Source organism: Rhodomicrobium lacus (assembly GCF_003992725.1).
Taxonomy (GTDB): domain Bacteria; phylum Pseudomonadota; class Alphaproteobacteria; order Rhizobiales; family Rhodomicrobiaceae; genus Rhodomicrobium; species Rhodomicrobium lacus.
The window spans coordinates 61291-87860 of record NZ_RZNF01000007.1 but is presented as its reverse complement, the minus strand read 5'-3'; the positions used below and the strand labels follow the sequence as shown (position 1 = coordinate 87860).

Annotated in this window: 26 protein-coding genes; 14 read left to right on the top strand and 12 right to left on the bottom strand. The window is 62.9% G+C overall.

All coding sequences use genetic code 11. The annotated features are described in order from the left end of the window. The first annotated feature begins 17 nt into the window (after positions 1-17). Positions 18-1013, top strand: coding sequence for a hypothetical protein (locus EK416_RS17715; RefSeq protein WP_164729915.1), 996 nt, complete (start codon positions 18-20; stop codon positions 1011-1013). Between the two features lie 4 nt (positions 1014-1017). Beyond that, a complete protein-coding gene (locus tag EK416_RS07765) occupies positions 1018-1665 on the top strand; it encodes a dimethylsulfonioproprionate lyase family protein (protein WP_164729914.1) in 648 nt (215 codons plus the stop codon). Between the two features lie 96 nt (positions 1666-1761). Here the strand turns inward: EK416_RS07765 and EK416_RS07760 are convergent, their stop codons facing one another. The 5 genes from EK416_RS07760 to EK416_RS07740 all read right to left on the bottom strand — a co-directional run bounded on the left by EK416_RS07760 (position 1762) and on the right by EK416_RS07740 (position 6925). Next, the gene (locus EK416_RS07760; protein ID WP_127076939.1) at positions 1762-2364 is read right to left on the bottom strand and encodes a superoxide dismutase; all 603 of its coding nucleotides are present in this window, start codon (positions 2362-2364) and stop codon (positions 1762-1764) included. 396 nt (positions 2365-2760) lie between these two features. Then, positions 2761-3072, bottom strand: a complete 312-nt coding sequence (locus tag EK416_RS07755; protein ID WP_127076938.1) for a hypothetical protein — start codon at positions 3070-3072, stop codon at positions 2761-2763. A 267-nt stretch (positions 3073-3339) separates the two neighbouring features. Continuing rightward, positions 3340-3777: a DUF1489 family protein gene (locus EK416_RS07750; RefSeq protein ID WP_127076937.1), complete on the bottom strand. Its 438-nt coding sequence runs from the start codon at positions 3775-3777 to the stop codon at positions 3340-3342. A gap of 109 nt (positions 3778-3886) precedes the next feature. Continuing rightward, entirely contained in the window at positions 3887-4855 is a 969-nt protein-coding gene (cysK, locus tag EK416_RS07745; RefSeq protein ID WP_127076936.1) for a cysteine synthase A, read from the bottom strand. A 420-nt stretch (positions 4856-5275) separates the two neighbouring features. Then, entirely contained in the window at positions 5276-6925 is a 1650-nt protein-coding gene (locus EK416_RS07740) for an acyl-CoA dehydrogenase family protein (RefSeq protein WP_127076935.1), read from the bottom strand. 158 nt (positions 6926-7083) lie between these two features. Between EK416_RS07740 and EK416_RS07735 the strand changes: the two genes are divergently transcribed. Both EK416_RS07735 and EK416_RS07730 read left to right on the top strand, forming a co-directional pair. Continuing rightward, positions 7084-8487 carry a TAXI family TRAP transporter solute-binding subunit gene (locus EK416_RS07735; RefSeq protein WP_127076934.1) on the top strand — a complete coding sequence of 468 codons (1404 nt, stop codon included), beginning with the start codon at positions 7084-7086 and terminating at the stop codon, positions 8485-8487. Between the two features lie 117 nt (positions 8488-8604). Then, entirely contained in the window at positions 8605-9468 is an 864-nt protein-coding gene (locus EK416_RS07730) for an SGNH/GDSL hydrolase family protein (protein WP_127076933.1), read from the top strand. A 338-nt stretch (positions 9469-9806) separates the two neighbouring features. Here the strand turns inward: EK416_RS07730 and EK416_RS07725 are convergent, their stop codons facing one another. The 6 genes from EK416_RS07725 to EK416_RS07700 form a co-directional block, all read right to left on the bottom strand. Next, positions 9807-10256 (bottom strand): glycine zipper 2TM domain-containing protein, encoded by a 450-nt coding sequence (locus EK416_RS07725; protein ID WP_127076932.1) that lies wholly within the window; start codon positions 10254-10256, stop codon positions 9807-9809. 90 nt (positions 10257-10346) lie between these two features. Continuing rightward, positions 10347-11723: an ATP-binding protein gene (locus EK416_RS07720; RefSeq protein ID WP_127076931.1), complete on the bottom strand. Its 1377-nt coding sequence runs from the start codon at positions 11721-11723 to the stop codon at positions 10347-10349. Beyond that, positions 11720-12412 (bottom strand): response regulator transcription factor, encoded by a 693-nt coding sequence (locus tag EK416_RS07715; RefSeq protein WP_127076930.1) that lies wholly within the window; start codon positions 12410-12412, stop codon positions 11720-11722. The genes EK416_RS07720 and EK416_RS07715 overlap by 4 nt, the downstream gene beginning before the upstream one ends. Before the next feature lie 86 nt (positions 12413-12498). Beyond that, positions 12499-12765, bottom strand: coding sequence for a hypothetical protein (locus EK416_RS07710; protein ID WP_127076929.1), 267 nt, complete (start codon positions 12763-12765; stop codon positions 12499-12501). 81 nt (positions 12766-12846) lie between these two features. Then, complete coding sequence (locus tag EK416_RS07705; protein ID WP_127076928.1) at positions 12847-13263, bottom strand: phage tail protein; 417 nt, start codon at positions 13261-13263, stop codon at positions 12847-12849. Between the two features lie 236 nt (positions 13264-13499). Further along, entirely contained in the window at positions 13500-14024 is a 525-nt protein-coding gene (locus tag EK416_RS07700) for a YcgN family cysteine cluster protein (RefSeq protein WP_127076927.1), read from the bottom strand. A gap of 42 nt (positions 14025-14066) precedes the next feature. On the opposite strand from EK416_RS07700, the gene EK416_RS07695 reads away from it, so the two are divergent. From EK416_RS07695 to EK416_RS07670, 6 genes are all read left to right on the top strand, one after another. Next, on the top strand, positions 14067-16238 hold the full coding sequence (locus tag EK416_RS07695; RefSeq protein WP_127076926.1) for a transglycosylase domain-containing protein: 2172 nt from the start codon (positions 14067-14069) through the stop codon (positions 16236-16238). A 59-nt stretch (positions 16239-16297) separates the two neighbouring features. Continuing rightward, positions 16298-16876, top strand: coding sequence for a DUF1214 domain-containing protein (locus EK416_RS07690; protein ID WP_127076925.1), 579 nt, complete (start codon positions 16298-16300; stop codon positions 16874-16876). 16 nt (positions 16877-16892) lie between these two features. Continuing rightward, positions 16893-17522: a DUF1254 domain-containing protein gene (locus tag EK416_RS07685; protein ID WP_127076924.1), complete on the top strand. Its 630-nt coding sequence runs from the start codon at positions 16893-16895 to the stop codon at positions 17520-17522. 333 nt (positions 17523-17855) lie between these two features. Then, on the top strand, positions 17856-18596 hold the full coding sequence (locus tag EK416_RS07680) for a metallophosphoesterase family protein (protein WP_127076923.1): 741 nt from the start codon (positions 17856-17858) through the stop codon (positions 18594-18596). 6 nt (positions 18597-18602) lie between these two features. After that, positions 18603-20072, top strand: coding sequence for a serine/threonine protein kinase (locus EK416_RS07675; RefSeq protein ID WP_127076922.1), 1470 nt, complete (start codon positions 18603-18605; stop codon positions 20070-20072). A 222-nt stretch (positions 20073-20294) separates the two neighbouring features. Next, positions 20295-20711, top strand: coding sequence for a Rap1a/Tai family immunity protein (locus tag EK416_RS07670; RefSeq protein ID WP_127076921.1), 417 nt, complete (start codon positions 20295-20297; stop codon positions 20709-20711). A gap of 176 nt (positions 20712-20887) precedes the next feature. Here EK416_RS07670 and EK416_RS07665 read toward each other — a convergent pair whose 3' ends face one another. Next, complete coding sequence (locus EK416_RS07665; protein WP_127076920.1) at positions 20888-21352, bottom strand: hypothetical protein; 465 nt, start codon at positions 21350-21352, stop codon at positions 20888-20890. Between the two features lie 304 nt (positions 21353-21656). Between EK416_RS07665 and EK416_RS07660 the strand changes: the two genes are divergently transcribed. The 4 genes from EK416_RS07660 (at position 21657) to EK416_RS07645 (ending at position 26419) form a co-directional block, all read left to right on the top strand. Continuing rightward, entirely contained in the window at positions 21657-23408 is a 1752-nt protein-coding gene (locus tag EK416_RS07660) for an ABC transporter permease (RefSeq protein WP_245433986.1), read from the top strand. A gap of 84 nt (positions 23409-23492) precedes the next feature. Then, on the top strand, positions 23493-24818 hold the full coding sequence (locus EK416_RS07655) for an ABC transporter ATP-binding protein (protein WP_127076919.1): 1326 nt from the start codon (positions 23493-23495) through the stop codon (positions 24816-24818). Between the two features lie 11 nt (positions 24819-24829). Continuing rightward, complete coding sequence (locus EK416_RS07650) at positions 24830-25630, top strand: ATP-binding cassette domain-containing protein (RefSeq protein WP_127076918.1); 801 nt, start codon at positions 24830-24832, stop codon at positions 25628-25630. Between the two features lie 15 nt (positions 25631-25645). Continuing rightward, on the top strand, positions 25646-26419 hold the full coding sequence (locus EK416_RS07645; RefSeq protein ID WP_127076917.1) for a transporter substrate-binding domain-containing protein: 774 nt from the start codon (positions 25646-25648) through the stop codon (positions 26417-26419). Positions 26420-26570: the final 151 nt, after the last annotated feature.

The window sequence follows — 26570 nt, the reverse complement described above, 5'->3', positions numbered from 1 at the left end:
CGCAGCGGAGAGTTTCCATGCCCCTGACATCCGAAACCGACGTGCGCGCCGGTCATCCGACGATTGAGGTCGACGCCGCGCGCTATCTCGACCTGGCGGGCAAGCCCGAACGCGTCGCCAGCCGGCTTGCCATCACCTATACCGACCGCAGCTTCGTGCCGCTGCCCGACGAGCTTGCCGCCGACTGGGTGGCAAGCGTCGCCGTGCCCGCTTTCAAGCTGATCCGCCAGCGCCAGGGTGTGCAGGTGGCGTTCGCTTCCATCGGCACGGGCGTTGGTCTCGACGCGCTCGCCGCTATCGAAACGCTCGGCGCGACGCGGATCGGCATCACCGACGTGCATGAGGAAGTGGTGTCGTCGGCCCTGACCAACATCACCCGCAATCTGCGCGATCCGTTCGGCGTCGCGTTCGACGCGGGCGCGGGCGATCTGCTGTCGCCGCTTCGTCCGGTGTCGCCGCGCTACGATCTCATTTACGAGAACCTGCCGAACATTCAGATCGACGACGCCGAGCGCATCGCGGCGGAGCGCACGAGTTCCGGCCATTTCTCGCCGCGAGCGGAGCCGGTGCCGGACATTCTGCAGAAGAACTTCCTCGCGCTCCATTATCTGGCCTTGCAACAGGCGCCGGACTTCCTGAAGCCGGGGGGAGCCGTGCTCTCGATGCTCGGCGGGCGCGTGCCGTTGTCGCTGTTTCAGGAGATGGCGACGCTCGCGGGCCTCAAGTCCGAAATCTACACCTATGGCTGGAAGATTCAGGCGATGCCGGAGGAGATCATTCGCGGGCATGCAGAGCGCCAGCGCGATGGCTATGGACCGTTCCACTTCTACCTTGCGGCACGCCTCGCCGAGGCGTTCGACGGCGTCGGTCTTGAGAGTTCCGGCGCTCGGGCGCTCGAAATCGAAGACAGCATCGCCTCCGATCGGCTCGCGCCTGCCGACGCTTACGAGGCATGGAAGCGCGGCGAGGCGATCGGGCACACCTTCGCGGCGCTGCGCTCGTGGGTCGGATGACGCCATGACCGACGCCGTTGCACCAAAGACGCTCCAGAGCGTCCTCGCCGCCATCGAGCTGTTGCGCTCGCATTATGCGCGGCTTCGCCAGACCCATGGTGGCGAGGTTGCGGACGAGCTTTCTACCGTTCTTGCGCTTCTCGACGAGGTGGACTTTGCAAGGCCCGACCTCGACCATCTGAAGCCGAGCGGCCACGGCGTGACGCGCTCGCTCTCCGGCAACCTCGCCTCGCGGAACGGGACGGTCGCGGATGTGCTGGCGGCGTTCCGCCCGCTGTTCCCCGCCCTTCCGTGGCGCTACAGTTACGAGCCGCGCGCCGATCTGCCCGGGCTCGAAAACAGCATGGCGTGGGCTGAACTTGTCGGGCCAATCGCGCCGTTCGGAAGCAGAAACGTGTGCCTCGGCATCACTGCCATCGGGCCGCGCGTCCGTTATCCGGAACACCGCCACCCGGCCGTCGAAACCTATTACGTGCTGAGCGGCACGGCGCGATGGACGGCGGCGGGCGTGACGCAGGAGCGCGTGCCCGGCTCCTTCATCGTTCATCCGTCCAACATCGTGCATGTGATGGAAACCGCCGACGAGCCGCTCATTGCCGCTTACACGTGGAGCGGCGACGTGGAAACGCTCTCCACCTTCGCCGACGCCTGACGGCCTCTGCGTGCCGCATCCGCGCAGGCCAGCCAAAAAAATGGCCGGGGACATCCCGGCCACTTGCCTGCATTTCGGTGGTGGGGCGACTGCGCGTCAGCCGTGCGCCTTCTCGAACAGTTCCTCGACGTATTCCCAGTTGATGAGGTTGTCGACGAACGCTTCGAGATATTTCGGCCGCGCGTTGCGATAGTCGATGTAGTAGGAGTGCTCCCACACATCCACGCCCAGCAGCGGCACGCCGCCATGGACGAGCGGATTTTCGCCGTTCGGCGTCTTCGTGACTTCGAGCTTGCCGTCCTTGAGGGTCAGCCATGCCCAGCCGGAACCGAACTGTGTCTTGCCCGCCTCGATGAACGCCTCGCGGAACTTGTCGTAGCCGCCGAGATCGCTGTCGATCTTCGCGGCGAGCTTGCCGGGCAGCGACTTGCCGCCGCCGTTCGGCTTCAGCCATTTCCAGAAATGCAGGTGGTTATAGTGCTGGCCGGCGTTATTGAACAGCGGCTGATTCTTGCCATAGGCCGCCTTGACGATGTCCTCAAGGCTCTTGTCTTCGAGGCCCGAACCCTTGAGCAGGGTGTTGCCGGTGTCGACGTAAGCCTGATGATGCTTGTCGTGGTGGAATTGCAGCGTCTCCGCCGACATGTAGGGCTGCAAGGCGTCGTAGGCGTAGGGGAGGGGAGGAAGTTCGAATGCCACGGGCATCTCCTTTTTCTAACCAGCTTTTGATCTTGCTCAAAAACTAGGTTCGCAAGAGAAGGTTCACAAGCGCCAGCGGACGAGCTTCAGGTAAAAAGAAAGAGAGGTATGCAGCCCCTGAACTGCATACCTCCCGGAGTGGGCCGAGGAAAGGTTCGTGATGGTTAACCGTCAGGGATCGGATGACCATGACATTGCTCTTTTCCACCTGAACGGCGCATGAATGCCTCGTTCAGTAAACGACCTGTTAGCCATGGTCGAGGGCGCGGACGATCCGGTGCCGGGCGCGTGCGGAGAGACGGCGTCTGGCAGCGTTTGCATGCCGCGCGCTGGTCGCCGCAATCGCCGGTCCGCGCCCTGTGGCACGATCGGCCAGCGGGCGCACGCGTGAGTATTCTAATAGCAGACCGGCTGGCTGTAACAGCGTTGCTCGGGCGCGGGGCAGATCATGTCGCCGAACCGGTTCTGGAAGCAAGGCGGCACGAACTCCCGGCAGGTAACGGGACCGGGACGGCAGGCGGGACCGTAATAGCCGTAATACCACGGCGGCGGCGGTGGGCCCGCCGTCGCGATGCCCATGCCGATGATGCCGGCGGCGAGGCCGGTTGCAAAGGCGGCACCCGGTCCCGGCCCGCGTTCCCAGGCGGAGACTGGCGTCACGGCAGAAATGGCGAGCAGGCCCGAAACAAGAAGAGCCGCAAACCCCACTCTCGGGTCACGAATTGCTCTTGGCCAATGGCTCATATCGATCGGTCCCAAACAGCGTTTCGCAAAGCATAATCCGGGAAACGCTTCCATGCATTTTCGCGCGATTTCCGAAGGCCGTTTCTGCGATGCCCGGAAAATGCTCTCGCTTCGCGCGCATCATCAAACATACATCACCCGCGGCAGCCTCGAAGCCGACGCGCAGGTGGGATCATGCTACCGAGCGAAGCTTGAGCGAGCCTTGCTTGTGGCGGGTCTTCGGGGCGTCGTTCAGATCAGCGCAAGCTCTGCAAGCGCGGCGCGCATCTCGGGCGGCATCGCGCCTTCTTCGGCGGTAGATCCCGCGATCAGATCGCGCGGAGCTTCGTTGGCGGGAAGATAGCGCCAGCCTTGAAACGCGCGACGCGGCAGCGGTTCCGTCGGCACCAGTTGCGGGCCGAGTTCCAGACCACAGCGCATGATGCCGTCCGCGCCCCGCATCTCGTGAAGAGCGACGATGCGCTGACGGACGCGGACAAAGCCCCCCATCACCCAATAGAGCGATGAACCATCGCCGAAACCTTCGCGGCGCGGCGTTTGCCGTGTCGTATGGATGAGCGCGTGACCCGCAGCAAGGCGCTGCTTCTGCCAGTCGGCGAGCGCTTCAATGCTGTCGCAGCCGACGCAGAGTTTCAGGATGTGGACGGTTGGCGCGGATGGAGCGGACATGCGCGGCTCGATGCCATGCAATCGCGGCGCGCGCAAGCCGCGCGCTCGGCAAAAAGAACGCCGCCGCGATTATCTCGCGGCGGCGCGGGGAGGGTGGATGCGGGGAAGCTTACGCAAGCCCCTCGAACAGCGCCGTCGACAGATAGCGCTCGGCGAAGCTCGGCACGATGATGACGATATTCTTGCCCGCATTTTCAGGCCGCGCGCCAACCTCGATCGCCGCCGCAATGGCCGCGCCCGAGGAAATGCCGACCGGGATGCCTTCGAGCCGCGCCACATGACGCGCCGTTTCCAGCGCTGTCTGGCTGTTGACCTTCACGACCTCGTCGATCACCTCACGATCGAGCACGCCCGGCACGAAGCCCGGCCCGATGCCCTGGATCTTGTGCGGGCCCGGGTTGCCACCCGAAAGCACCGGCGATTCCTCCGGTTCGACGGCGATAACCTTGAGGCTCGGCTTACGCGGTTTCAACACCTGACCGACGCCCGTGATGGTGCCGCCCGTGCCCACGCCCGAAATGATGATGTCGACCTTGTGTTCGGTGTCGTTCCAGATTTCCTCGGCAGTCGTCCGGCGATGGATTTCCGGGTTGGCCGGGTTCTCGAACTGCTGCGGGATGACCGCGCCCGGATATTCGGCGAGAAGTTCGTTGGCTTTCGCGACCGCCCCCTTCATGCCCTGCGCGCCAGGCGTGAGGACGAGTTCCGCGCCGAGCAGGGCCACGATCTTGCGGCGCTCGATGGACATCGTTTCCGGCATGACGAGAATGAGCTTGTAGCCGCGCGCGGCGGCGACGAAGGCGAGCGCGATGCCGGTGTTGCCGGAGGTCGGCTCGATCAGGGTGCTCTTGCCCGGCTCGATCTTGCCCTGCTTCTCAAGCGAGTCGATGAGCGACACGCCGATGCGGTCTTTCACGCTGGAAATGGGATTGAAGAATTCGAGCTTCGCAAGGAGGTTCGCCTTGACGCCCTTTTCCTTGGCCAGCTTGTCGAGGCGGACGATGGGCGTGTCGCCGATGGTCTCGGTGATGGAGTTGTAGACGCGCCCCCGTCCTGGTGCGTGATTTTTCTCAGCCATGACACTCTCCCGGTTTCGATTTGACGCCGCCATGCGCGCGCGCCGGACTCCGACAAGACATACAAACCATAACGCTCAACCGCGCGCATTCGCCTGGTGCCGAGTCTTACGCATTCGTGAACGCTCAAGCGAATACTTACGCCTCCGACGGATTTTCGCCAGATGAACATGGCTGCACTGATGAAAAAGGAATTACCCCTGTGCAGAGCAGGCGGATTCCCACAATTTTTGTTGTAGATAGACCGAATAAGGAAATGCGAGTTGCGCGGGCGGCACACTTTTTAGAAAGTGGTGCTCCAGCATCTCGCAAGCTGCCGCTTCGGGGGAAACGGCCGCGATGCGGTGAACGCCGCGCGGCCCTTTCGCGCCAATGTCGTCAATTGCCCCGTGGCCAGCGACACAACGCATGCGGAGCACAAATCATTGCCGCGCGAGGATCGTGTCCACGGCCAGCTTCGCGCCGCTCGCGCCGTAGTTGACGCCGCGCGTTTCCCCTGACAACCGCGCATTGCAGTAGCTGGAAGCCACATCCGGCTCGCCGTGGCGCAGCAGGAGGGCCGCTTGCAGGGCCAGCGCCATGCGCTCGGCGACGTGGCGCGCGTCTGCCTCCGCCACGCCGCCGCCGAGCAGCCGATGCAGCGCATCGAAGGCCGCGTCGTAGGCCGCGTGACGGCCTCGCGCCGCGGCAAGCTCGGCCAGCAGGGCGTCGAACGCAACCGGCTCCTTCTGAAGCGTCCGCAGAATGTCGAGTGCGATGACGTTGCCCGACCCCTCCCAGATCGCGTTCACCGGCGCCTCGCGATAGTAACGCGCCGTGGCCGCCTCCTCGATATAGCCGCCGCCGCCGAGACACTCCATGCACTCGGCCACGAAGGGCGCGGAGCGCTTGGCGATGTAGAACTTGCCGAGGGCCACGCCAAGCCGCGCAAAGCCGCGTTCCTCCGGCGTGGTGCCGTCATAGGCGCGGGCGATTCGCATGGTGAACAATGCGGCGGCCTCGTAGTCGAGCGCGAGGTCCGCGAGTACGGCGCGCATCACGGGCTGATCGATCAGCGTCTTCTGAAATGCCCGCCTGTGGCGCACATGATGCGCGGCTTCGGCGAGCGCGCGCCGCATGATGCCGAGCGATCCCGCCGTTGTGTCGAGCCGCGTATGGTGCACCATGTCCATGATGGTGGCGACGCCGCGCCCATCCTCGCCGATCATCCAGGCGAATGTATCCTTGTATTCGAATTCGGCCGACGCGTTCGACCTGTTGCCGAGCTTCTCCTTCAGCCGCATCAGGTTCATGGGATTTCGCGCGCCGTCCGGCTTGATGCGTGGAGCGAGAAAGCAGGATAGGCCGCGATCCGTCCAGGCGAGCGTCAGGAACGCGTCGGACATCGGCGCGGAGCAGAACCATTTGTGCCCGGTCAGCAGATATTCGCCGCCGGGGCCACCCGCGCCCATGGGCACCGCGCGCGTGCTGTTCGAGCGCACATCCGAGCCGCCCTGCTTCTCGGTCATGAACATGCCGATGGTGACGCCGCGCTTCTCGGCGATGGGGCGCAGCGGCGCATCGTAGAGGCCGTCGACGATCTTCGGCAGCCAATCCGCCGCCACGTCCGGCTGTTTCCGAAGGGCGGCCACGCTGGCATATGTCATGCTCATGGGGCACATCGTGCCCGCCTCCGCCTGGCTTCCGATGGCAAGAGCCGCCGCGTGGGCGACATGCGCGCCGGGCCGCTTCTCGCGCCAGCCGATGGAATGGATGCGGTGCTCCATCGCGAGCGCCATGCATCGGTGATAGGCGGGATGGAATCGCACTTCGTCGATGCGGCCCCCGAACCGGTTGAAGGTGCGAAGCTCCGGTGGAAAGCGGTTCGCATCCTCTCCGGCCTGCAAAGCCTCGTCGGTCCCCGCCGCCGCGCCGAGCGCCGATAGCGGCCCGTCCACCCACTCGCCGCCTTGAAGCCGCACGGCTTCCTTCAGCGCGATATCCGTCTCGTAGAGGTTCACGCCCCCGAAGGGCGGCGGCATATTCGTGACCTCGTGCGTTTCAAGCCGGGTTCGCGGTTCGTAATCGGCCATGCGTTCCTCCGCTGACATTTTTATCAGATTGAACGCCAGAGGTTGCTTTTCGGCAAGCAGCGCGTGCGCGCGGATACAGACTGCGACATTTAGGATTGCGTTAACCCTTTTGCGCCCCTAAGACGGAACGGTCGGCCTAACCCGTCCGGAGCGCTACCATGAGACGCTTCTTCACCTGGGAATATCTAGCCGTCTTCATTCCGGCTCTGGCGCTGGCGGTGGGCGCCGTGTGGTTCACGTTGCGCTACGTCAAGCCCGCGCCGCCCGACTCGTTCGTGCTGGCGGCCGCAAGCAAGGGCAGCCCGTATAACGAACTCGCGCTCCGTCTCAAGCAGGAAATCGAGAAGAAGGGCGTCAAGCTCGAACTGCGCGAGACGCAGGGGTCTCTCGAAAATCTGCGGCTGCTCAACGATGGGGCAAGCGACGTTCAGGCCGGCATCGTGCAGGGCGGCCTCACGAACCACATCGAATCGCCGACACTTTTCTCCATGGGGCGGCTTATCACCGAACCCGTGTGGATCTTCTATCGCGGCGAGGCCACGCTTACGCACATCACCGACCTCAAGGGCAAGCGCATCCTGACCGGCCCCAAAGGCAGCGGCACGGAGGTTCTCGCGAAGCGGCTACTCGACGCGAACGGCGTTACACCCGAGAATTCGACGCTGATCGCCTCGCAGCTTCCGGACTATGTCGAAACCTTTGCGAAAGGCGACGCGGATGCAGGCTTTCTGGTACTCGGCCCCGAAGCGAGGACGGTGGAACGCCTGCTGCATCAGGACGGCACCAGGCTGATGAGCATGGCGCAGGCGGATGCGCTCATCCAGCGCTACCCTTACCTGACGCAGGTCACGATGCGCAGGGGCGTCATCGATTTCGCGCAGAACATTCCGCCGGTCGACACCGTGCTCGTCTCGACGAAGGCGATGCTGCTCGTGAGCGACGATCTGCATCCGGCGCTGCTCGCGATCCTCGCTCAAGCCGTGCTGAAGGTGCAGAGCCAGCCCACGCTCAAGCCGTCGGGCGAGTCGAAGCTGTTCGCGCTCGGGCCGGAAAGCCTCACCGACGATCCCGAATTCCCGATGATCGACGACGCCACGCGCGTCTACAAGAACGGCCCGACCTTCTTCCAGCGCATCCTGCCGTTCTGGCTCGCCACGCTTATCGACCGCGCGGCGATCCTGATCCTGCCGATGATCGGCGTGGTGATCCCGCTCGCCCGCATCGTGCCGCTTCTCTACAACTGGCGGATGAGGCAGCGCATCTTGCACTGGTATCGCGAGTTGAAGCGGATCGAGAAGAACCTCACGCACAAGAAGGCGTCCGCGGAATTCATCTCCCAGAAGGAACGCGACCTCGACCGCGTCGAAGAGGCGGTGTGGCGTATTTCGGTGCCCACCCACCTTTCGGCGGACCTTTACACGCTGCGCGACAATGTGGAGTTCGTCCGCCGCCGCATCGTGTCTCTGCGCGAAGGAGCGTCAAGGGGCTTGCCGGGGGCGCCCGCCGTGGCGAACGAGGCGGCGCATTCCTCCGCGGAGCCCGCACTTGAAGCCGGGGCGTAAATGCGTTCCTTTTCCCTGACAGAGGGACGTTTGTTGTAAATATTATGTAAATGAATTGCATTCGCCTTCGTCGGAATAGCTTGCATTTTAACGCATGAGAATTTGCTGGAGCTTGAAATGAAATACATCAAAGCTGCTATAGTTGCATTGCTTCTTGTTGTTGTGGCCGCTGAAGCATCCGTCAGAATTGCTGGCTTGGCTGACGTGCCGATCAGGAGCGCAAATCCGACCACCGGATATATTCCATTGGCGAACCAGAGTGGACGGTTTTTGTTGAATGACTGGACGATCAACAATCTATCGATGATAAGCCGGAAAACTTATCCCGGAGAAAGAGAGGCCATCATCGTTGCCGGAGACAGTGTCGTCTTTGGCGGTAATCCCTTGGCTCAGTCCGAGCGTGTGGGCGAGAGACTGGACGCTGTCTCACCTTTCGATGTTTTTGCTATCGCGGACGGGAGCTGGAGTTTTAAAAACGAGTTGGCCTATTTCATTGCAGCGAAAAAATTCATAGGAAGTCCGAAGAAAATCATCTTCGTCTTGAACAGTGCTGATTTTGACGCTCCCTCCTCCTGGAGGTGCAATAGCACGCATCCAACATCCTCACCCGTTTCGCATTTATATTTTGCTGTCAGAAAATACGCACTTCCGGATTGTGAAGCATCGACACCGAGGGAGCTGGTCGTCAAAGACCCCGATCTCGTCGAGGAGGTTAACAAGTTCCTTGATGATTACAAAGATACCGATGTTTCGATCGTCTTGTATCCGACTACCGATGAGTTCAAGTCGGGGGAGTCGTTTCGAGAGAAACTGACTGGTTCAGAAGAGAGATTCTCCAGAAAAATAAAGATTGTAGACCTTGTCGAGATCTACAAGGGCGACGCGTCCGCGTGGAATCTTCGCTTTTACAAAGACGAAATTCACCCGAATGCCGAGGGTGCGGCCGCGCTGGCAAACTTCATCCAAAGGTACGCGTTCTGATTGTCGCATGAATTAAGCCGTGCGGTCCTGATGTAAAATTGCGGGCCGTATGCATTGAAGTATCAGAGCGCGCTTTTTTGCTTGTCGCGCGTCAATCGTAAAACCTGAATCGGCCTGCGTCAGAGCGGACCAGCCAAGATTCACCGCGTCGTGCCGCGTCCGATTGGCCGCACGACGTTGCAAGGCGCATCGCTTTGCTCCGCGAGGAGTCAAACGGCATATGCCGGAATCAAAGCGCTACCCGATCAGGTTGAAAAACATGTCGGATAGCGGTCTGTCTCTTGGTAACGGGCCTCTTGCCCGATCGGATTCGATGCAATCCGACCAGAACGCGTTCTCTACGCCTCGCGCCACGTTCCGTCGGGCTGCTGGCACGCCTTGCCGACCATCGTTTCGGGGCGTCCGTCGATATAGATCGTCTGCTCGAATTCGCGGCACTGATAGTTCTGGTAGGTGTAGGCCCGGCGCGGCGTCACGTAGCCGTAACGGCCGTTGTTCGGGTTGCGCCATTCGGTGCGCTGGCCGCTGTTGAAAGCGGCATACTGCGCTTCGTAGGCGCGGCGGCGGTCCTCGTCGTCCATCGACTTGCCGATGCGATTGCCGATGAAGCCGCCGATCAGCGCGCCGCCGACCGTCGCCGCAACGCGCCCGCCGCCATGGCCGAACTGATTGCCGATGAGCGCGCCCGTGCCCGCGCCGAGAAGCGTGCCCGTATCTTCCTTGGTGGCGCACCCCGTCGACACGACTGCCAGCGCGAGCGAAGCGAATAAAAGTGTGAGTTTCTTCATTGTCCCCTGCGAAGCAGCCCGAATCGCTGCCCCTCCCAGCCGTTAACCTTTTGGAAGGGTTTACGGGGCAATCGGGCATTTTTGCGTCCATTACGCCGCCGGCAGCATCAGGCACGCGCGAAGGCCCCCCCCCGCAGCTTCTTCGAGGCTGAGCGACCCACGATAGAGGTGAGACAGATCCGCGACGATGGAAAGGCCGAGCCCCGAGCCGGGAACGCTTTCGTCGAGCCGCTGTCCGCGCTTGACGGCACTCTGCCGGAAGGACTCCGGCAAACCCGGCCCATCGTCTTCGATGATCAGGCGGAAGGTACGTTCGCCACGCGCGACCGCTGGCTGCTCGACCCTCACCACGACGCTCGATCGCGCCCATTTGCAGGCGTTATCCATGAGATTGCCCGCCATCTCGTCGAAATCCTGCTTCTCGCCGAAGAAGCGGACGCCGCCGGGGCATTCCACTTCGAGCGTCAGTGAGCGCGCTTCGTAGATTTTCTTGAGCGCGCGGGAAATCGCGGTCAATTCCGCGCCGACGTCCGTGACGCCCACGGCAGGGCGGATCTGCGCCGCGATGCGCGCGCGGTCGAGGTAATGCGAAATCTGCTGGCGCATGATCGTGGCCTGCCGCGAAACCTTGCCCGCAAACTCGCCCTCCTGCGAATCGGCCTCGTTCATGATCACGCTGAGCGGCGTCTTGAGCGCATGCGCGAGGTTGCCCACATGCGTCCGCGCGCGCTCCACGACGTTCTGGTTTGCCTCGATGAGCGCGTTCAGCTCCTCCTGAAGGGGCTGGATTTCAGCCGGTGGTGTGCCCGTCAGCTTCGTTTCCTCGCCCGCGCGGATGGCGGCAAGCTGCCGCCCCATGTCCTGCAAGGGGCTGAGCCCGAACCGCACCTGAAAGAACGTTGCCAGCAGCAATCCGCCGCCGAGAAGCGCAAGCGTCAGAACGATGATGTTTGTGAGATAGCGCGCCTCCGTATCGATGTCTGCGGTATCGAACGCCACGGAGATCGAGAAAATACGGCTCTCGTTCTCCTGCCCGAAATCGATATCCCGCTCCAGCACGCGAAGAAGCTGCCCCTCCGGGCCCTCGGCGTAAGTCTGGCGCAGCTGCCGCTCGTCGGGCTTGATTCCGAGTTCACTCGGCGTCTTGTACGTTTCGCCGACGAGCGAGGCCGATTTGAACATCGGCTCGCTGTTGGGATCCTGCGGGCGGATTTGCCAATATGCGCCCGACAGCGGTTTGGAAAACAGCGGCTCCCCGTCATCGTCGGGGCGGCGGATGTCGTGCGTGCCCTGCGGCGCCGTCCGCGCGATGATGTTTTCGAGATATTGGTTGAGGCGCGCGTCGAAGCTGGCTTCGAGGATGTTGTCGCACAGCGAGATCAGGATCGCGGCGGTGATCGCAAGGATGGTCACGATCCAGGCCGCAGACGAAATCAGAAGGCGCAGTGCGAGCGAATTGCCCTTCATGAGCCTTTTTTCGCGCCCCCTTCGGGATCGGCGGCGGCCGAGAGGCAATAGCCAAGCCCGCGCACCGTGTGGATGACGTCGGCGGGAATCTTGCGGCGCAGCCTGCCGATGAAGACCTCGATGGTGTTCGAGTCGCGCTCGAAATCCTGCTGGTAAAGGTGGTCGACGAGTTCGGTCCGTGAGACGACGCGCGCCTGATGATGCATCAGATAGGAAAGAAGCCGGAATTCGAGACCGGTCAGCTTTACCGCGGTTCCCCTGTAGGTTACGCGCGCGGTGCGAGTGTCGAGCCGCAACTCGCCGCAGTCGAGTTCGGCCTTGGCGACGCCGGCACTCCGGCGCAGCAGGGCGCGGATGCGGGCAATCACCTCCTCCATCTGGAACGGCTTGGCGACATAATCATCCGCGCCCGCGTTGATGCCGGCGACCTTCTCGCTCCACCGGTCGCGCGCGGTAAGGATGAGCACAGGCGTCTTGACGTTCGCCTTGCGCCAGCGTTCGAGGACGGAAAGCCCGTCGAGCTTTGGAAGGCCCAGATCGAGGATGATTGCGTCGTAAGGCTCCGTCTCGCCGAGCCAGGCGCCTTCCTCGCCATCGAAGGCCGCGTCGGCCGCATAGCCTGCTTCCGTCATCGCCGCGACGAGCTGGCGGCTCAAATCCACATCGTCTTCGAGCACGAGAATACGCATCCGTTACCCAGCGGTCCGATCCAGACACTTTTTTATGTCGAATGCCGTCGTCAACGGCCCAGAAGCACCCTTCGCCGCCATGCTTTTCAGCGCGCGGCAAGCTTCACGATCACCACCTTGCCGGACTCGTTGAGGATCGTCGCCTGAAAATAGGGTTCCGAGGCCGAGGCGCAAAGCGACAGTTTCAGAATTTTCGCGTTTCTGAGGCGATCCTTCAACTCGTCCTGGATCTGCTGGTAAGTTTTGTAATTTCCTCTGGTCCAGCTTGCGGAGCACGTGGCTTCGCTCGCCGAAGCGGAAAGATGTCCGCCGGCTGCGGTCGAAATCACGAGGGCAGCGAGCATGTATTTCATGTGCGGTTCGAGGCCAGAGATAGACTCCTGATGCTGAACACACGATGAACCGATGATCCTTGCTGGAGATCAGGCGGGAGTTTAGCATTTATTTTCGCAACATAAAGGCTCAAGCAGCGGGCGGCCGGCGAGGTGCAAAGCCACGCGAAAGTTCTCCACGCCGGTGGCTTCTTCCAGCACCGTAAGCGCGAAAAGAGCGCGGACCGCGCCCAGTCCGGGAAAAGCGACGCGCCACTCAAGCACCAGAGAGGAAGCCCGCACTTCCTTCAGGCTTTTCAATACGGCTTCGTTCGCGATGGCACATTCGCCCGAGATACGCGTGGCGACGGCATGAAGGAGAACAACTTGCCGTTCCTCCAGCTTGCGCTCCCGAAGCAGATCCTTCACGGCCGAGGTCAAGACAAGCTTCGGCTGCAGCAGGTGCCCGACCGGCACGAAAACGCCGGTTCCGCCAAAATCTGCTTCCAGAGAAATGTAGCCGCCTTGCGCAAATGTCATGCCGTAATCTCGCGCGAACCGCGCGGCCACTCCGCGACTGTCCGCCATTTTTTCCGATTTTAATAAAAACTTCAGTTCGGAAGGAACGCAATGCCTTTGACCGCCGGACAGCCAGAGCACCGTCGGCCAAGGCTTCGAAGGAGGCACCCTTCGAAGCGCCCGCAACCGTGCTATCGTTTTGAAGCCATTTTAGGGCTTGTCGAAAGAATGCGGCAGGCAGGCGTGCCGGCGGGGGATCAGGGCTTGAGCCAGCCGACGATATGAGCGGGGTAGCGCTCGACGCGCACCTTTTTTTCGCTGATGGCGGAGCCTCTTATCGCAATCCCCGCCTCGAATACGGTGTCTCGTGTGCCTGATACAAGAGGGTGCCACCAGCCGAGGTCCTTTCCCTCCGAGGCAAGGCGGTAGGCGCAGGTTTCGGGAAGCCAGGCGATTCGGCGTACATCTTCGGGCGTCAGCTTGACGCAATCGTGAACATGATCCTGCCGCGCGGGATAGTTCGAGCACTGGCAGGTTCCGAGGTCGAGGAGCTTGCAGGCGAGGCGCGTGACGGCGATCTGGCCCGTGTCTTCGTCTTCGAGCTTGATCAGGCAGCACTGGCCGCAACCGTCGCAGAGTGACTCCCACTCCTCGGTCGACATATCTTCAAGCGTCTTCGTCTTCCAGAAGGGCGCTTCGTCCCCAGCCTTGTCCGATTTAGTGGCCGTACCGGCAATTGAGCCTTGCCATTTTAACTGTTTTGCAGACTCGTTTCTTGGCATAGTACCGGCCGGATGGAAGACAACGGGAAGCTGTGAAGACACGTGCGGGACTGGATTACCAAACCGAACAGGCGCAGCCGGACAATCAACTGGCTTGCGCTCGATTCCTGGATCGATTCCTCGCTCTACGGCCTGTATGCGAGATTTAAAGACTCGTGGGCAAACTACAACAATTTCTTCCAGCGCTTCCGTGTGACGGGCTCGCGGCGCATGGCGACGGAGTTCGTTTCGGAGGCGATGACGCTTGGCACGGCGGGCCTCGCCGTAGTGCTCATGTTCGAGCTGCCAGCGATCGAACTCACGAAAAACCCCAATTGGCGCACAGGCAGCGAATTTTCCGTCACCTTTCTCGACCGCTACGGCAACGAGATCGGCAAGCGCGGCATCCAGTTTTCCGATGCCGTACCGCTTGAGGAAATTCCCGACGTCCTCGTCAAGGCGACGATGGCGACGGAAGACCGCCGTTTCTTCGATCATTTCGGCATCGACATCATCGGCACGGGACGCGCACTCGTGCAGAACGCGCGTTCCGACACCGTCGTGCAAGGTGGCAGTTCGCTGACGCAGCAGCTTGCGAAAAACCTGTTCCTATCGTCGGAGCGGTCCATTCAGCGCAAGATCCGCGAGGTGTATCTCGCTCTGTGGCTGGAAGCGCACCTGACGAAGAAGGAAATCCTGAAGCTTTATCTCGACCGCGCCTATCTTGGCGGCGGCACCTTCGGTGTGGAGGCGGCGTCACAGTTCTACTTCGGCAAGTCTGTGCGCGACATCAACCTCGCGGAAGCTGCGGTGCTCGCGGGCCTGTTCAAGGCGCCGACGAAATACGCGCCGCATTCGAACCCGGTCGATTCGCGCGCGCGCACCAATCAGGTGCTGTCGAACCTCGTCGATGCGGGCTTCATGACCGAGGGACAGGTTCACGCCGCGCGCCTCAATGCCGCGAAGATCGTCGACCGGCAGGAAGTGTACGTCCCGAACTATTTCCTCGACTGGGCCTTCGAGGAAGTGCAGCGCCTCATGCGAGGCAAGGGCGAATACGTTTTGACTGCGCGCACCACGGTTGACGTGCCGCTCCAGAAGCTTGCCGAGCAGGTGATCGACAACGCCTTCGAGCGCGAGGCGAAATATGCGCGCGCGACGCAGGCCTCGCTCGTCTCCATGGACACCGACGGCGCCGTGCGGGTGATCGTCGGCGGCCGGGATTATGGCGACAGCCAGTTCAACCGCGCCACGAGGGGACAGCGGCAGCCCGGTTCGTCCTTCAAGCCGTATGTCTATCTGACAGCCATCGAATCCGGCATCCGGCCCAACAAGGTTTACCCGGACGTTGCGCCGACATGCGGAAACTGGTCTCCGTCGAACTACGGCGGCGGCGTGAGCGGCCGCGCCATGACGCTTTACGAGGCGATGGCGAAGTCGATCAACACCATCGCCGTGCGGCTTTCGCTCGATGTCGGTCGCGACAAGCTGCTTGAGAACGTACACAAGATCGGCCTGACGTCGGTGCGAAAGACCTGCTCCATGGCGCTGGGAGACTCCGGCGTCGCGCCGATCGATCACACCGCGGGCTTCGCCGTTTTCGCAAGCGGCGGCAAGGCGATTCGGCCCTACGGCATCGTGGAACTGCGCAACACGAAGGACGAGGTCGTTTATTCCCGCGAGCGGGACGAACCCGCCCCGGCGCAGATCTTCAAGCGCGAGGATATCGAAACGCTGAACACCATGCTGGAAAAGGTGGTGACCGAAGGCTCGGGCGCCGCCGCGCGGCTCGATTTCACCACGGCGGTCGGCAAGACGGGCACGAGTTCCGGCCCGCGCGACGTCTGGTTCGTGGGCTTCACCGGCCAGTATGTGACGGGCGTCTGGTTCGGCAATGACGATTTCAGTGAAATGGCGGCGGGCACCACGGGCGGTCATCTCTCAGCGCCTGTCTGGCATCAATACATGGCTGCGGCGCATTCAAGCATGGATATTCCGCAGATACCGGGCCTCCCGCTGCATCCGCGGCAGGTCGAGGAACGGCAGCGGCTTTCGGAAATCAGACGCGACGAACCGGGCTTCGGCGGTGGCGCCGACGCGTCGAAGCGCATGCCCGCCAAGACGCGAAAGATGCTCTCCTCGCTGTCGAAGCTTCTGAAGGAAGCGCCAAAACTGCAGGTTGCCGACCCGCAGAAGGACGCCACTCTGGACAACCCCCCCGTGAGGACGCAATAACAGTCGCATCGCCGCCTTCCGCACCGTCCGGTTAAGCTGCCCCGTCAGGTTTAGCACCCATGCCTTTCCTAACCCGGTTCTTGCTGTTTGCGAGCATCGCCCTGATCCTCGGGTTGGGCACGACGTGGCGCGCCGTAAGCGGCGGCTTCTTCGCCACGACCGTGAGGCACGGCCCCTGGACATTCTGGCTTCGGGAAGGCACGGCCGAGGCGGACCCTTACACCATCGCCCATTCGGCGCGGGAAGGCTCGCTCCCGATCACGTCCGCGAGCGCGATGAGCTTCACGGCCACGCGAGACAGCGCGGGATCGCGGCTCACAGGCGATTGCACCTACGAAGTGAAGGGCTATGCGATCCCCGCGCTCTGGTGGAATATCGCCGCGTTCCGCAAGAATGGGGAAACCATGCCGAACAAGACCGGCCGGTCCAGCTTTTCGAGCGCGAACATCCTCGCAGCCCCGGACGGCGCATTCACCGTGCGCCTCTCGCCCGACGTCCAGCCCGGCAACTGGCTTCCTTCGGAGCGGGGAGAGCGGGTGGCGCTGCGCCTGACTATCCTCCGCCCCCTCGCTCCCGATGCGCTGCTGAGCGCGGCCAGGCGTGTGCTGCCCACGATCTCGCTTGTGGAGTGCTCCTGATGGCGGGGGGCTGGTGATGGGAAATTGGCCCTGGGTGCTGGGCGGGATCGTTGCCGGCGGCATCATCCATATTCTCGCGGTGTTCGGCATATCCTCCTTCGCCGAAGGGGACGCCTGGTCGAGACTTGCCGCCACGATGCCGCATAACGCCATCGTCGTGCCGGACGGCAAGTCCGCCCCGACGCTTCCTTTCTCGTCGCCGGACGTCGTGACGGCCTATTGCCTCTACGATCTGGCCGACCGCAATGTGATCGTCCGCGCGCCTCTGTCCGAACCGGCCTGGACGCTGGCCGTCTCGACGCGCTCGGGCGAAAATTTCTATCTCGTCGCGGGCGCCGATTCGAAAAGACCGGAAGTTCGCCTGCTGCTGATCAGGCGGGATCGCCTTTCGGATGAGGCAAGCACGGAAAAAACTTCGGAAGGCGACGATCAGAACATCGTCGTCGCGCCAGCGGAGACCGGGATCGTCGCGATCCGGGCGCCGATTCGCGGCGAAAGCTTTCGAGCCCAGACCATCCGCGCACTGCAACAGGCGCGCTGCGAATTGCAGCCCGTCGAGCCGCTGGTCGCGTCGGTAGCAACGCCGCCCGAGGAGCCGCCTGCTCAGCAGCCGCAGGCCCGTCCCAAGCGACGCGGGAACCGCTAGTGGTCCGATTCCGACATTTGCATCCGTTTGCAGCACGCTTGCGAGCAAATGTCGTAATCGAAAGGACCACTAGCAACATCATGATTTGAGTGGAGCGAATTTGACATTTGAGCGAGGGCTTGCAGCCACCGGAACTCAAATGTCAAATTCGCTCCACCAGGGTTCATCGGCTCTCGGAAAAGCCGCCCTTGACTGGCGTCTCGACAATCGCGCACCGGCTTCGGCGAAGCGGAACGAAATCGCGCAAACAGGCTTCCCCCAAACGAAAATCGAACAGACAGGCCCCCGTAAAGTTTTGTAGGGTATCCAGAAACGAACCCTTTGGGAGAGCCAATGCTTATCGCGCTTCTGGCCGACATCCACGCGAACCGGCAGGCGTTTGCGGCGTGCCTCGATGATGCGAAGGCGCGGGGCGCTGAACGCCATGTGTTGCTTGGCGATTTCGTGGGCTACGGTGCCGATCCCGTCTGGTGCGTCGACAAGGCGATGGAACTTGTCGCGGGCGGCGCGATTGCCGTTCTTGGCAATCACGATGCCGCGATCACCGAACCCTCGCCGCGGATGAACCCGGAGGCGCAGGCCGCCATCGACTGGACGCGGGGTAAGCTTGGGCAGGTGGAACGCCGCTGGCTCGCGGAACTGCCGATGGAGCGATCCGACGAGGGTCGCCTTTACGTCCACGCCGATGCGAGCCAACCGTCGAAGTGGATTTACGTTCTCACCGTCGAAGAAGCCGCGCGCAGCCTCCGCTCCACCCAGGCGCCGATCACGTTCTGCGGTCATACGCACAAGCCCGCGATCTTCTCCACCACGGCGGCGGCGAAGATGACGGCGTTCAGCCCGGTGACGGAAGTGGCCGTGCCGCTCCACGGCCTTCGCCGATGGCTTTGCGTGCTGGGCAGCGTCGGCCAGCCGCGCGACGGCAATCCGCGCGCCTGCTACGGCCTGTTCGATACTGAAAAGAAGGAAATCGTCTACATCCGCGTGCCCTACGACATCGAGGCCGCCGCCGCTGCGATCCGCGCCGCACGCCTGCCCGATTTCTTCGCCGAACGTCTCTTCATCGGTCGGTGACGCGCCATGGCTAAGCCGACGCTTCAACGCGGAGACGTGCTCGATGGCTTCGTGCTCGAAGAGCTGATCCACAAGGGCGGCATGGCACGCCTGTGGAGCGTCACGAAGCCCGGCATCGACGTGCCGATGCTGATGAAGGTGCCGGTGCTCGGCGAGGGACAAGACCCTGCGGCGATCGTCTCCTTCGAGATGGAGCAGATGATCATGCCGCGCCTGTCCGGCCCGCATGTGCCGCGCTTCATCGCAGCGGGGGATTTCTCGCTGCACCCGTTCATCGTGATGGAGCGGCTGCCGGGCAAATCGCTCCTGCCCCGCCTCTCCGAACTGCCGCTGCCCTATGAAGAAGTCGCTGACATCGGGTGGAAGATCGCAACCGCGCTCGACGATCTGCATCGCCAGCACGTCATCCATCTCGACATCAAGCCGAGCAACATCCTCTTCCGCGAGTCGGGCGAGGCGGTGCTGCTCGATTTCGGCCTGTCGCATCACCAGCAATTGCCGGATTTGATGCAGGAGGAATTCCGCCTTCCATACGGCACCGCGCCCTATATGGCGCCGGAGCAGCTTCTCGGCGTTCGGACCGACCCGCGCAGCGACCAGTTCGCGCTTGGCGTGCTCCTCTATTTCTTCTCGACGGGCGTGCGCCCCTTCGGCGAGAGCGAGCGCCTCAGCACCATGAAGAAGCGCCTGTGGCGCGATCCGAAGCCGCCGCGCGCCCTGCGCAAGGATTATCCGCTTTGGTTGCAGGAAATCGTGCTTCGCTGCCTCGAAGTGGAACCGGCATGGCGCTATCCGACCGCCGCGCAACTCGCTTTCGAACTCTCGCATTACGACCAGATCCGGCTGACCGCGCGCGCGGAGCGGACGGCCACGGATTCGTTTCTGACGCGCGTAAAGCGGCGGTTCAACCCGCCGGAGCGCAAGGCCGCGCCGCAACCGGTTTACAAGCGGCTGGCCGCCGCGCCCATCGTCGCCGTGGCGGTCGACCTGTCGGAAGCCTCGAAGGAAACGAACGAGGCCGTTCGCGAAGCTGCCGAGAGGGCGCTCGCGCAGCTTCCATCGGCGCGGCTCGCGTGCCTGAACGTGCTGAAGACGAGCTACATCGCCACCCGCGACACCACGCTCGACGAAGAGGGCCACAACAAGCACGTTAACCGTCTCGTGCAGTTGCAGGACTGGGCGCAGCCGCTGAAGCTGAAGGAAGGGCAGATCACCTTTCACGTGCTGGAAGCGACCGACCCCGCTTCCGCCATTCTCCATTACGCCGAACAGAACAAGGTGGATCAGATCCTTCTCGGCGCGCGGCGGAATTCGCTTCGGCGCTCGCTGCTCGGGAGCGTGTCCGCGAAGGTAGCGTCCGAAGCGGGCTGCACCGTGACCGTCGTTCGCCTGCGCCGCGAGGATGTCGGGGCGGAGCCGGAGCCAGCGGATGCCGCGTCGGGCGGCGAGGTCGGCGAGAGCCTGGCCGCGCATTGAGGCGCGTTGGTAAGGGCAGTCCTTTTTTGCGATCCGATGCAATGCACCTGATCGTATCGAGCGAGCGTGAGAGTGGCCTCAGCGAAGAACGCGGCGGACCGTTTTCCTCGATCCGAACCGGTTCGACCATTGCATGGGTGACAAACACGCTCTTCGGATTGACAAGCGCGCCAACATGGGCGAAGGGGGCCCCTGACTGGCGCTGTGGCGGCGGGGGATATCATGAGTCGGGTTGTAAGACGGTGGGCAGCCGCCGTGCTGGCGATATTTGGGCTCGCGATGGCTGGCGCGGTCCAGGCGGATGACGGCTACACCGCCGCCGACATGCTGGCGGACTGCAAGCCGATCCTTCGGCTTGCGAAACCGGGCGTCAATCCAGACGAACTCGAACTTGAAGACACCTTCGCGACGGGGAATTGCTGGGGCGCGTTCCTTACCGTTCAGCAACTCCTCATAACGCGGCTGGAAACGGACCACGATCCGCTTCTGCGCGTGTGCGTGCCCGAGGGTGTATCGCTCCTGCACCTCATTCAGATTTTCGACCGCTACGCCCGCTTGCATCCGGATCGTCAGACTGAACCTTTCACCACGGTCGCGATGGCGGCGCTGCGTTCCGGCTTTCCTTGCGACGGAAAGTAGGCGCCTGCCGACGGCTGAAACGGCCTGCCCCACACGCGCCTCTCGGTCGGTATTTGCGGGGCGCCGCCGATAGGAATGACCGCAAGGCCGCGTCTCCAGGGCGTCTCCGCTTTTGACTAAGCCTAAGGCGCGCTCGCGTCCTATCGGAAAACCCTGCACACTTTTCAGGACGCGGCCTATTTAAGCGGGCGGAGCCTGCGGAGCTTTTTTCCGCTGCGCTTCCCCGCATGGCGCCGGGCCGCAGCATATTGATGCGCTCGCGCCGCCGCCCTTTTCTGCCTCATCACGCGTCGCTGCTTCTCAAGCCACGCCTGCTGCTGCCGGAAGCGCCGCTTCTTGCGGGCGAGATTCCTCCCCTGCTTGTGCTTCAGGCGCGCGGCGAAGCTTCTGCCTTCCTCGGCGGCATCGTTGTTGTCCGACGTGAGCCTTTGATGGCGAACCAAGATGACGTAACCGTCGAATTGGAAGGGATGAGGTGCGCCCGCATCCGCGAGGTCCTCTGCCGCGCCATTCGCGAAAGCTGTCGCCGAGGTCGCCGCCGCGGGCGGCACGGCAGACGCCCCCTGCGCCGCGAAGCCAAATATCGTCGCCGCCGCGATCACGATGGCGAACCGGCTCGCCAGGCTTTCGTTGGTACGCATAGCGTTCTCCTTGGCAGCCAACAGGGCGATGAGATTCTGGCCGTAACAAGACAGCTATTCCGCGTGTCGCCGCGCGCCCCCTTGCGGATTGCGCGTTTTCGGAGTTGACAGAAAAGCCCGGTGCATTCATCGCCTTTTCTGGAAAGCTGCGGCTTCACACACTTTTTGCGCGAGCGTGCGACATTTTCCGCGCGAGCATCTCACCTCCAGGCTCCCGGTCGGGCGGAGCGAACGAAGCATGGCAAGAACGGGCGTCGCTTCGAGTCCGAAGCCGACGGCCTCAACCACGGAAGCGAGGCGCGCGATGACGATGCCCCAATTCGCCGGCAACCGCCGTATCGCCAATATTTCCGCTACCGTCGCCCAAGCGTGGCCGAACCGCTATGATGTGGTTGTGTTTCTCGCCCTTGGCGCCGTGCTTGTCGCGATGGCGCACGGCGCGAAGACCATGCAGCAGCCGCTGACGGGGCTTGAGGCAAACCCCGTCTCGCTCGATCCCGCGAACCTGCCGCAATATGCGCTGCTGACGACGCTTCGCATGTTCGCGGCGCTCGGCTTCTCGCTCCTGTTCACTTTCATCGTCGCTCCCCTTGCCGCCAAGAGCCGCAAGGCCGAGCGCGTCATCATCCCCGCGCTCGACATCCTGCAATCGGTGCCGGTGCTGGGCTTCCTCACCTTCACCGTGATCTTCTTCCTGAACCTGTTTCCGGGCAGCCAGCTCGGCGCGGAACTCGCAGCCATCTTCGCGATCTTCACGAGTCAGGCGTGGAACATGACGTTCTCGTTCTACCAGTCGCTCAAGACCGTTCCGCGCGATCTGGAGGAAGTGACCGCGCAATTCCGCCTCACGCCGTGGCAGCGCTTCTGGAAGCTTGAAGTTCCGTTCGCGACGCCCGGCCTCGTCTGGAACATGATGATGTCCATGTCCGGCGGCTGGTTCTTCGTCGTGGCATCGGAAGCCATCTCGGTCGGCGACACCACCATCACGCTGCCGGGCATCGGGTCCTATATCGCGCTCGCCATCGAGCACAAGGACATCGGGGCGGTGGCGTGGGCTGTCGGCGCGATGGCGGTTGTCATCCTGTTGTACGATCAGCTTCTTTTCCGTCCCATCGTGGCCTGGTCGGACAAGTTCCGCGTCGAACTCGTCGCGTCGCAGAACCCGCCGGAATCCTGGGTGCTGAACCTGCTGCGCCGGACGCGCCTGATTCAAGCCGTGAACGGCCTTCTGGGCAAGATCGCGAGCCTGTTCGGTGGCGGGGTGAGCACATTGTCGCGCCACGCTCCGGAGCCCCGGATCGGGAAGACGGCGGCCCGGGCGCTCGACATCCTGTTCAACATCGCGCTGGCTGCGGTCGTCGTGTGGGCGGCGTGGTCGATCTACAGCTATGTGCGCGCGACGCTCGGCTGGTCCGACGTCGTTCAGGCGGTGACGGATGGCTGCATCACCTTTGTGCGTGTGATGGTGCTGATTGCCATCGCGAGCCTCATCTGGGTGCCGGTCGGCGTCTATATCGGCTTGCGGCCGAAGCTCGCCGAGCGCATCCAGCCGCTGGCGCAATTTCTCGCGGCCTTCCCGGCGAATGTGTTGTTCCCCTTCGTGGTGATGGGTATCGTTGCCTGGAAGCTCGATCCCAACATCTGGCTTTCGCCGCTCATCATCCTCGGCACGCAGTGGTACATCCTGTTCAACGTCGTCGCAGGCGCGAGCGTTTTTCCGCGCGATCTCGGCGAGGCATCGGAGCTGTATCGCCTGAGAGGCTGGCTCTGGTGGCGCAAGGTAATGCTCCCGGCCATTCTGCCGTACTATGTCACGGGCGCGCTCACTGCATCGGGCGGTTCGTGGAACGCGAGCATCGTGGCCGAGGCCGTGAGCTGGGGCGATACCAGGGTGGAGGCGCGGGGCCTTGGCGCCTATATCGCGGACGCGACTGCCGCCGGCGATTTTCACCGCGTCGTGCTGGGTGTCGGCGTGATGTCGGTGTTCGTCGTCACGCTCAACCGCGTCTTGTGGCGGCGTCTGTACGCTTATGCCGACCGCCGCCTACGCATCTGAAATCGATTGCGATTCTATTTTCGACGACGATCTTCGCGGGAGCGTTCGGCTCCAGGGATCGCGGGCTAGAAACAGGAGAGGGTCATGGGAGTCGTCACGCCGCGCAGCAACGGCCGCACGCCGCTCGTCGCTGTGAAAGAAGTCCGCCATTTTTACAAGCGCGGCACGAGCAGCAACCTCGTCGTGCTGGATGATGTAAGCCTCTCGCTTTACAACGGCGAGATCGTCGCACTGCTGGGCCGTTCCGGGTCCGGCAAATCGACACTGCTTCGCATCATCTCCGGGCTGCTTCAGCCGAGCGATGGCGAGGTTGTGGTCGAAAGCCAGCGCGTGGACGGCCCCGCCGATGGCCTTGCCATGGTCTTCCAGAGCTTCGCGCTGTTTCCATGGCTCACCGTGCAGGAAAACGTGGAAATCGGCCTCGAAGCACAGGGCGTCAGGGCGGAGGAGCGCAGGAAGCGCGCGCTGGCCGCGATCGACCTGATCGGCCTCGACGGCTTCGAGAACGCCTATCCGAAAGAGCTTTCCGGCGGCATGCGCCAGCGCGTCGGCCTTGCGCGCGCGCTTGTCGTCGATCCCAAGGTGCTGTTGATGGACGAGCCGTTCTCCGCGCTCGACGTGCTGACGGCGGAAACGCTCCGCACCGACTTGCTCGACCTCTGGATGGAAGGGCGCATGCCGATCCAGTCGATCCTGCTCGTCACGCACAACATCGAGGAAGCCGTGCTGATGAGCGACCGCATCCTTGTGTTCTCGTCGAACCCGGGTCGCGTCATCGCCGAAATCAAGGTGAACCTGCCGCAGCCGCGAAACCGCGTCGATCCGGCCTTCCGCGCCATGGTGGACGACATCTACGCGCGCATGACCGCGAAGCCCACGGCCGCGCCCGCGCGTGGCGAGGGCGTGTTCCCCGGCACCGGCATCAACATGAGCCTGCCGGACGTATCCACGAACACGCTGGCGGGCCTGCTCGAAACGCTGGCCGAGCCGCCGTTCGATGGCCGCGCTGACCTGCCGCCGCTGGCCGAACGCGCGCAAATGGAGGTGGACGAGCTTTTCCCCGCCGCCGAAACGCTGCAACTCCTGCGCTTCGCCGAACTCGCGGAAGGCGACCTCAAGATCAGCGACGCGGGTCGCCGCTTCGTCGATGCGGGCGTCGACGAACGCAAGGCGCAGTTCGCGCAGCATCTTCTCGCCTATGTCCCGCTCGTGGCCCATATCCGTCGCATCCTCGAAGAGCGATCGAGCCGCCGCGCCTCGATCATCCGTTTTCAGGACGAACTTGAAGACAACATGCCGGAGGACGATGCCGAACGCACGCTTCACACCGTCATCAACTGGGCGCGTTACGCGGAAGTGCTTGCCTATGACGGTGAGACGGGGATGATCAGCCTGGACAATTCGGCTTAAGGGCGGCTCGCATGATCGCACTCGAAGCGCGAGGCATCGAAAAGAAGTTCGGCGCCGTTCAGGTGCTGAAGGGTGTTTCGCTCGCCGCCGAAAAGGGCGAGGTGATTTCGATCATCGGCTCGTCCGGCTCCGGCAAGAGCACGTTTCTTCGCTGCCTCAATTTGCTGGAGACGCCGGACGCGGGCGAAATCGTCGCGGGCGGCGAGCATGTGCGCATCGAGCCTGGCAGGAAGCCCGACGCGCGGCAGGTGGAGCGGCTCCGCCGCCGCGTCGCGATGGTGTTCCAGGGCTTCAACCTCTGGCATCACATGACCGTGCTCGGCAACGTGATCGAAGCGCCTGTGCATGTGCATGGCCGCCCGCGCGCCGAGGCCGTGGAGGAAGCGCACGCGCTCTTGAAGAAGGTGGGCCTCGGGCATCGCGCCGACGCCTATCCGGCGGAATTGTCCGGCGGACAGCAGCAGCGCGCCGCCATCGCCCGCGCGCTCGCCGTCCATCCCGACGTGATCCTGTTCGACGAACCGACATCCGCACTCGATCCCGAACTCGTGGGCGAGGTGCTCGCCGTGATCCGGCGGCTTGCGGACGAGGGCCGCACGCTCGTCATCGTGACCCATGAAATGGCGTTCGCCCGCGACGTGTCGTCTCGAACGCTGTTTCTCGCGGATGGCCGCATCGAAGAAGAAGGCCCGTCGGTACACCTGTTTGCCGCGCCGCGAAGCCCGCGCCTCGTTCAATTTCTCGAAGCTTTCCGGGCAGGCGGCTTTACGCGTGAAACTCCGCTGCCTACGTTAGAAGACAAAGAACCCTAACCGTCCGGCGAACCCATGGTCAAAGCTCGCTTCATGCGCTTTCTTGCGCTTGCCTGTCTCGCCTGCCTTGTTCCGCTTTCCGTTTCGGCTCAAACGAAAATCCGCATCGCGACCGAAGGTACGAACCCGCCTTTCAGCAGCATCGATGCGAGTGGAGAAGTGGCGGGCTTCGACGTGGATATCGCGCGAGCGCTGTGCGCGAAGATGCAGGCCGACTGCGAGATTGCTGCTCAGGATTGGGATGGCATCGTTCCGGCGCTGCTTGCGAAAAAATACGACGCCATCGTCGCATCGCTCAACATCACCGAAGACCGCAAGAATGTGGTGGCCTTCACCAAGCCCTATTACCGCTCGCCGAGTGTTTTCGTCGTGCGCAAGGGCTTCGACGCGAAAGACGTGTCGCCGAAAGCGCTGATCGGCAAGCCCGTCGGCGTGCAGACGGCAACGAACCATTCCGCCTTCCTGGAAGACAAATATCATCGCTCCATCGTGCGGCTCTACAACACCGTGGCCGATGCTTATCGCGACCTTTCAGCCGGGCGTGTGGATTACGTGCTGTTCGACAAGCTGGCCGTTTATGACTGGCTGAAGTCGCCCGAAGGTCAGTGCTGCGAAATTGCGCCGACGGAACTGTCAGACGAGGCTTATTTCGGCTCCGGCATGGGGATCGCGCTGCGGAAGGGCGACGTCGCGCTGTTGAAGCGATTCGACGACGCCATCGACGGCATCGTGAAAGACGGCACCTACGCGAAGATCAACGCGAAATATTTCCCGTTCCCGGTGTTCTGACCAACGGCGAGTGGCCTGCGCGCGCGACCGGAAACCGGTTTGCGTCCGTGAATTTGCGTCGATAGAAGCGCGGGATGGGCCTGCGTCGATCGGGTCCGATTTGAGGCAGGCCGATGGTCTGCGGCCTCCTATTTACGGTATGACACTGCTG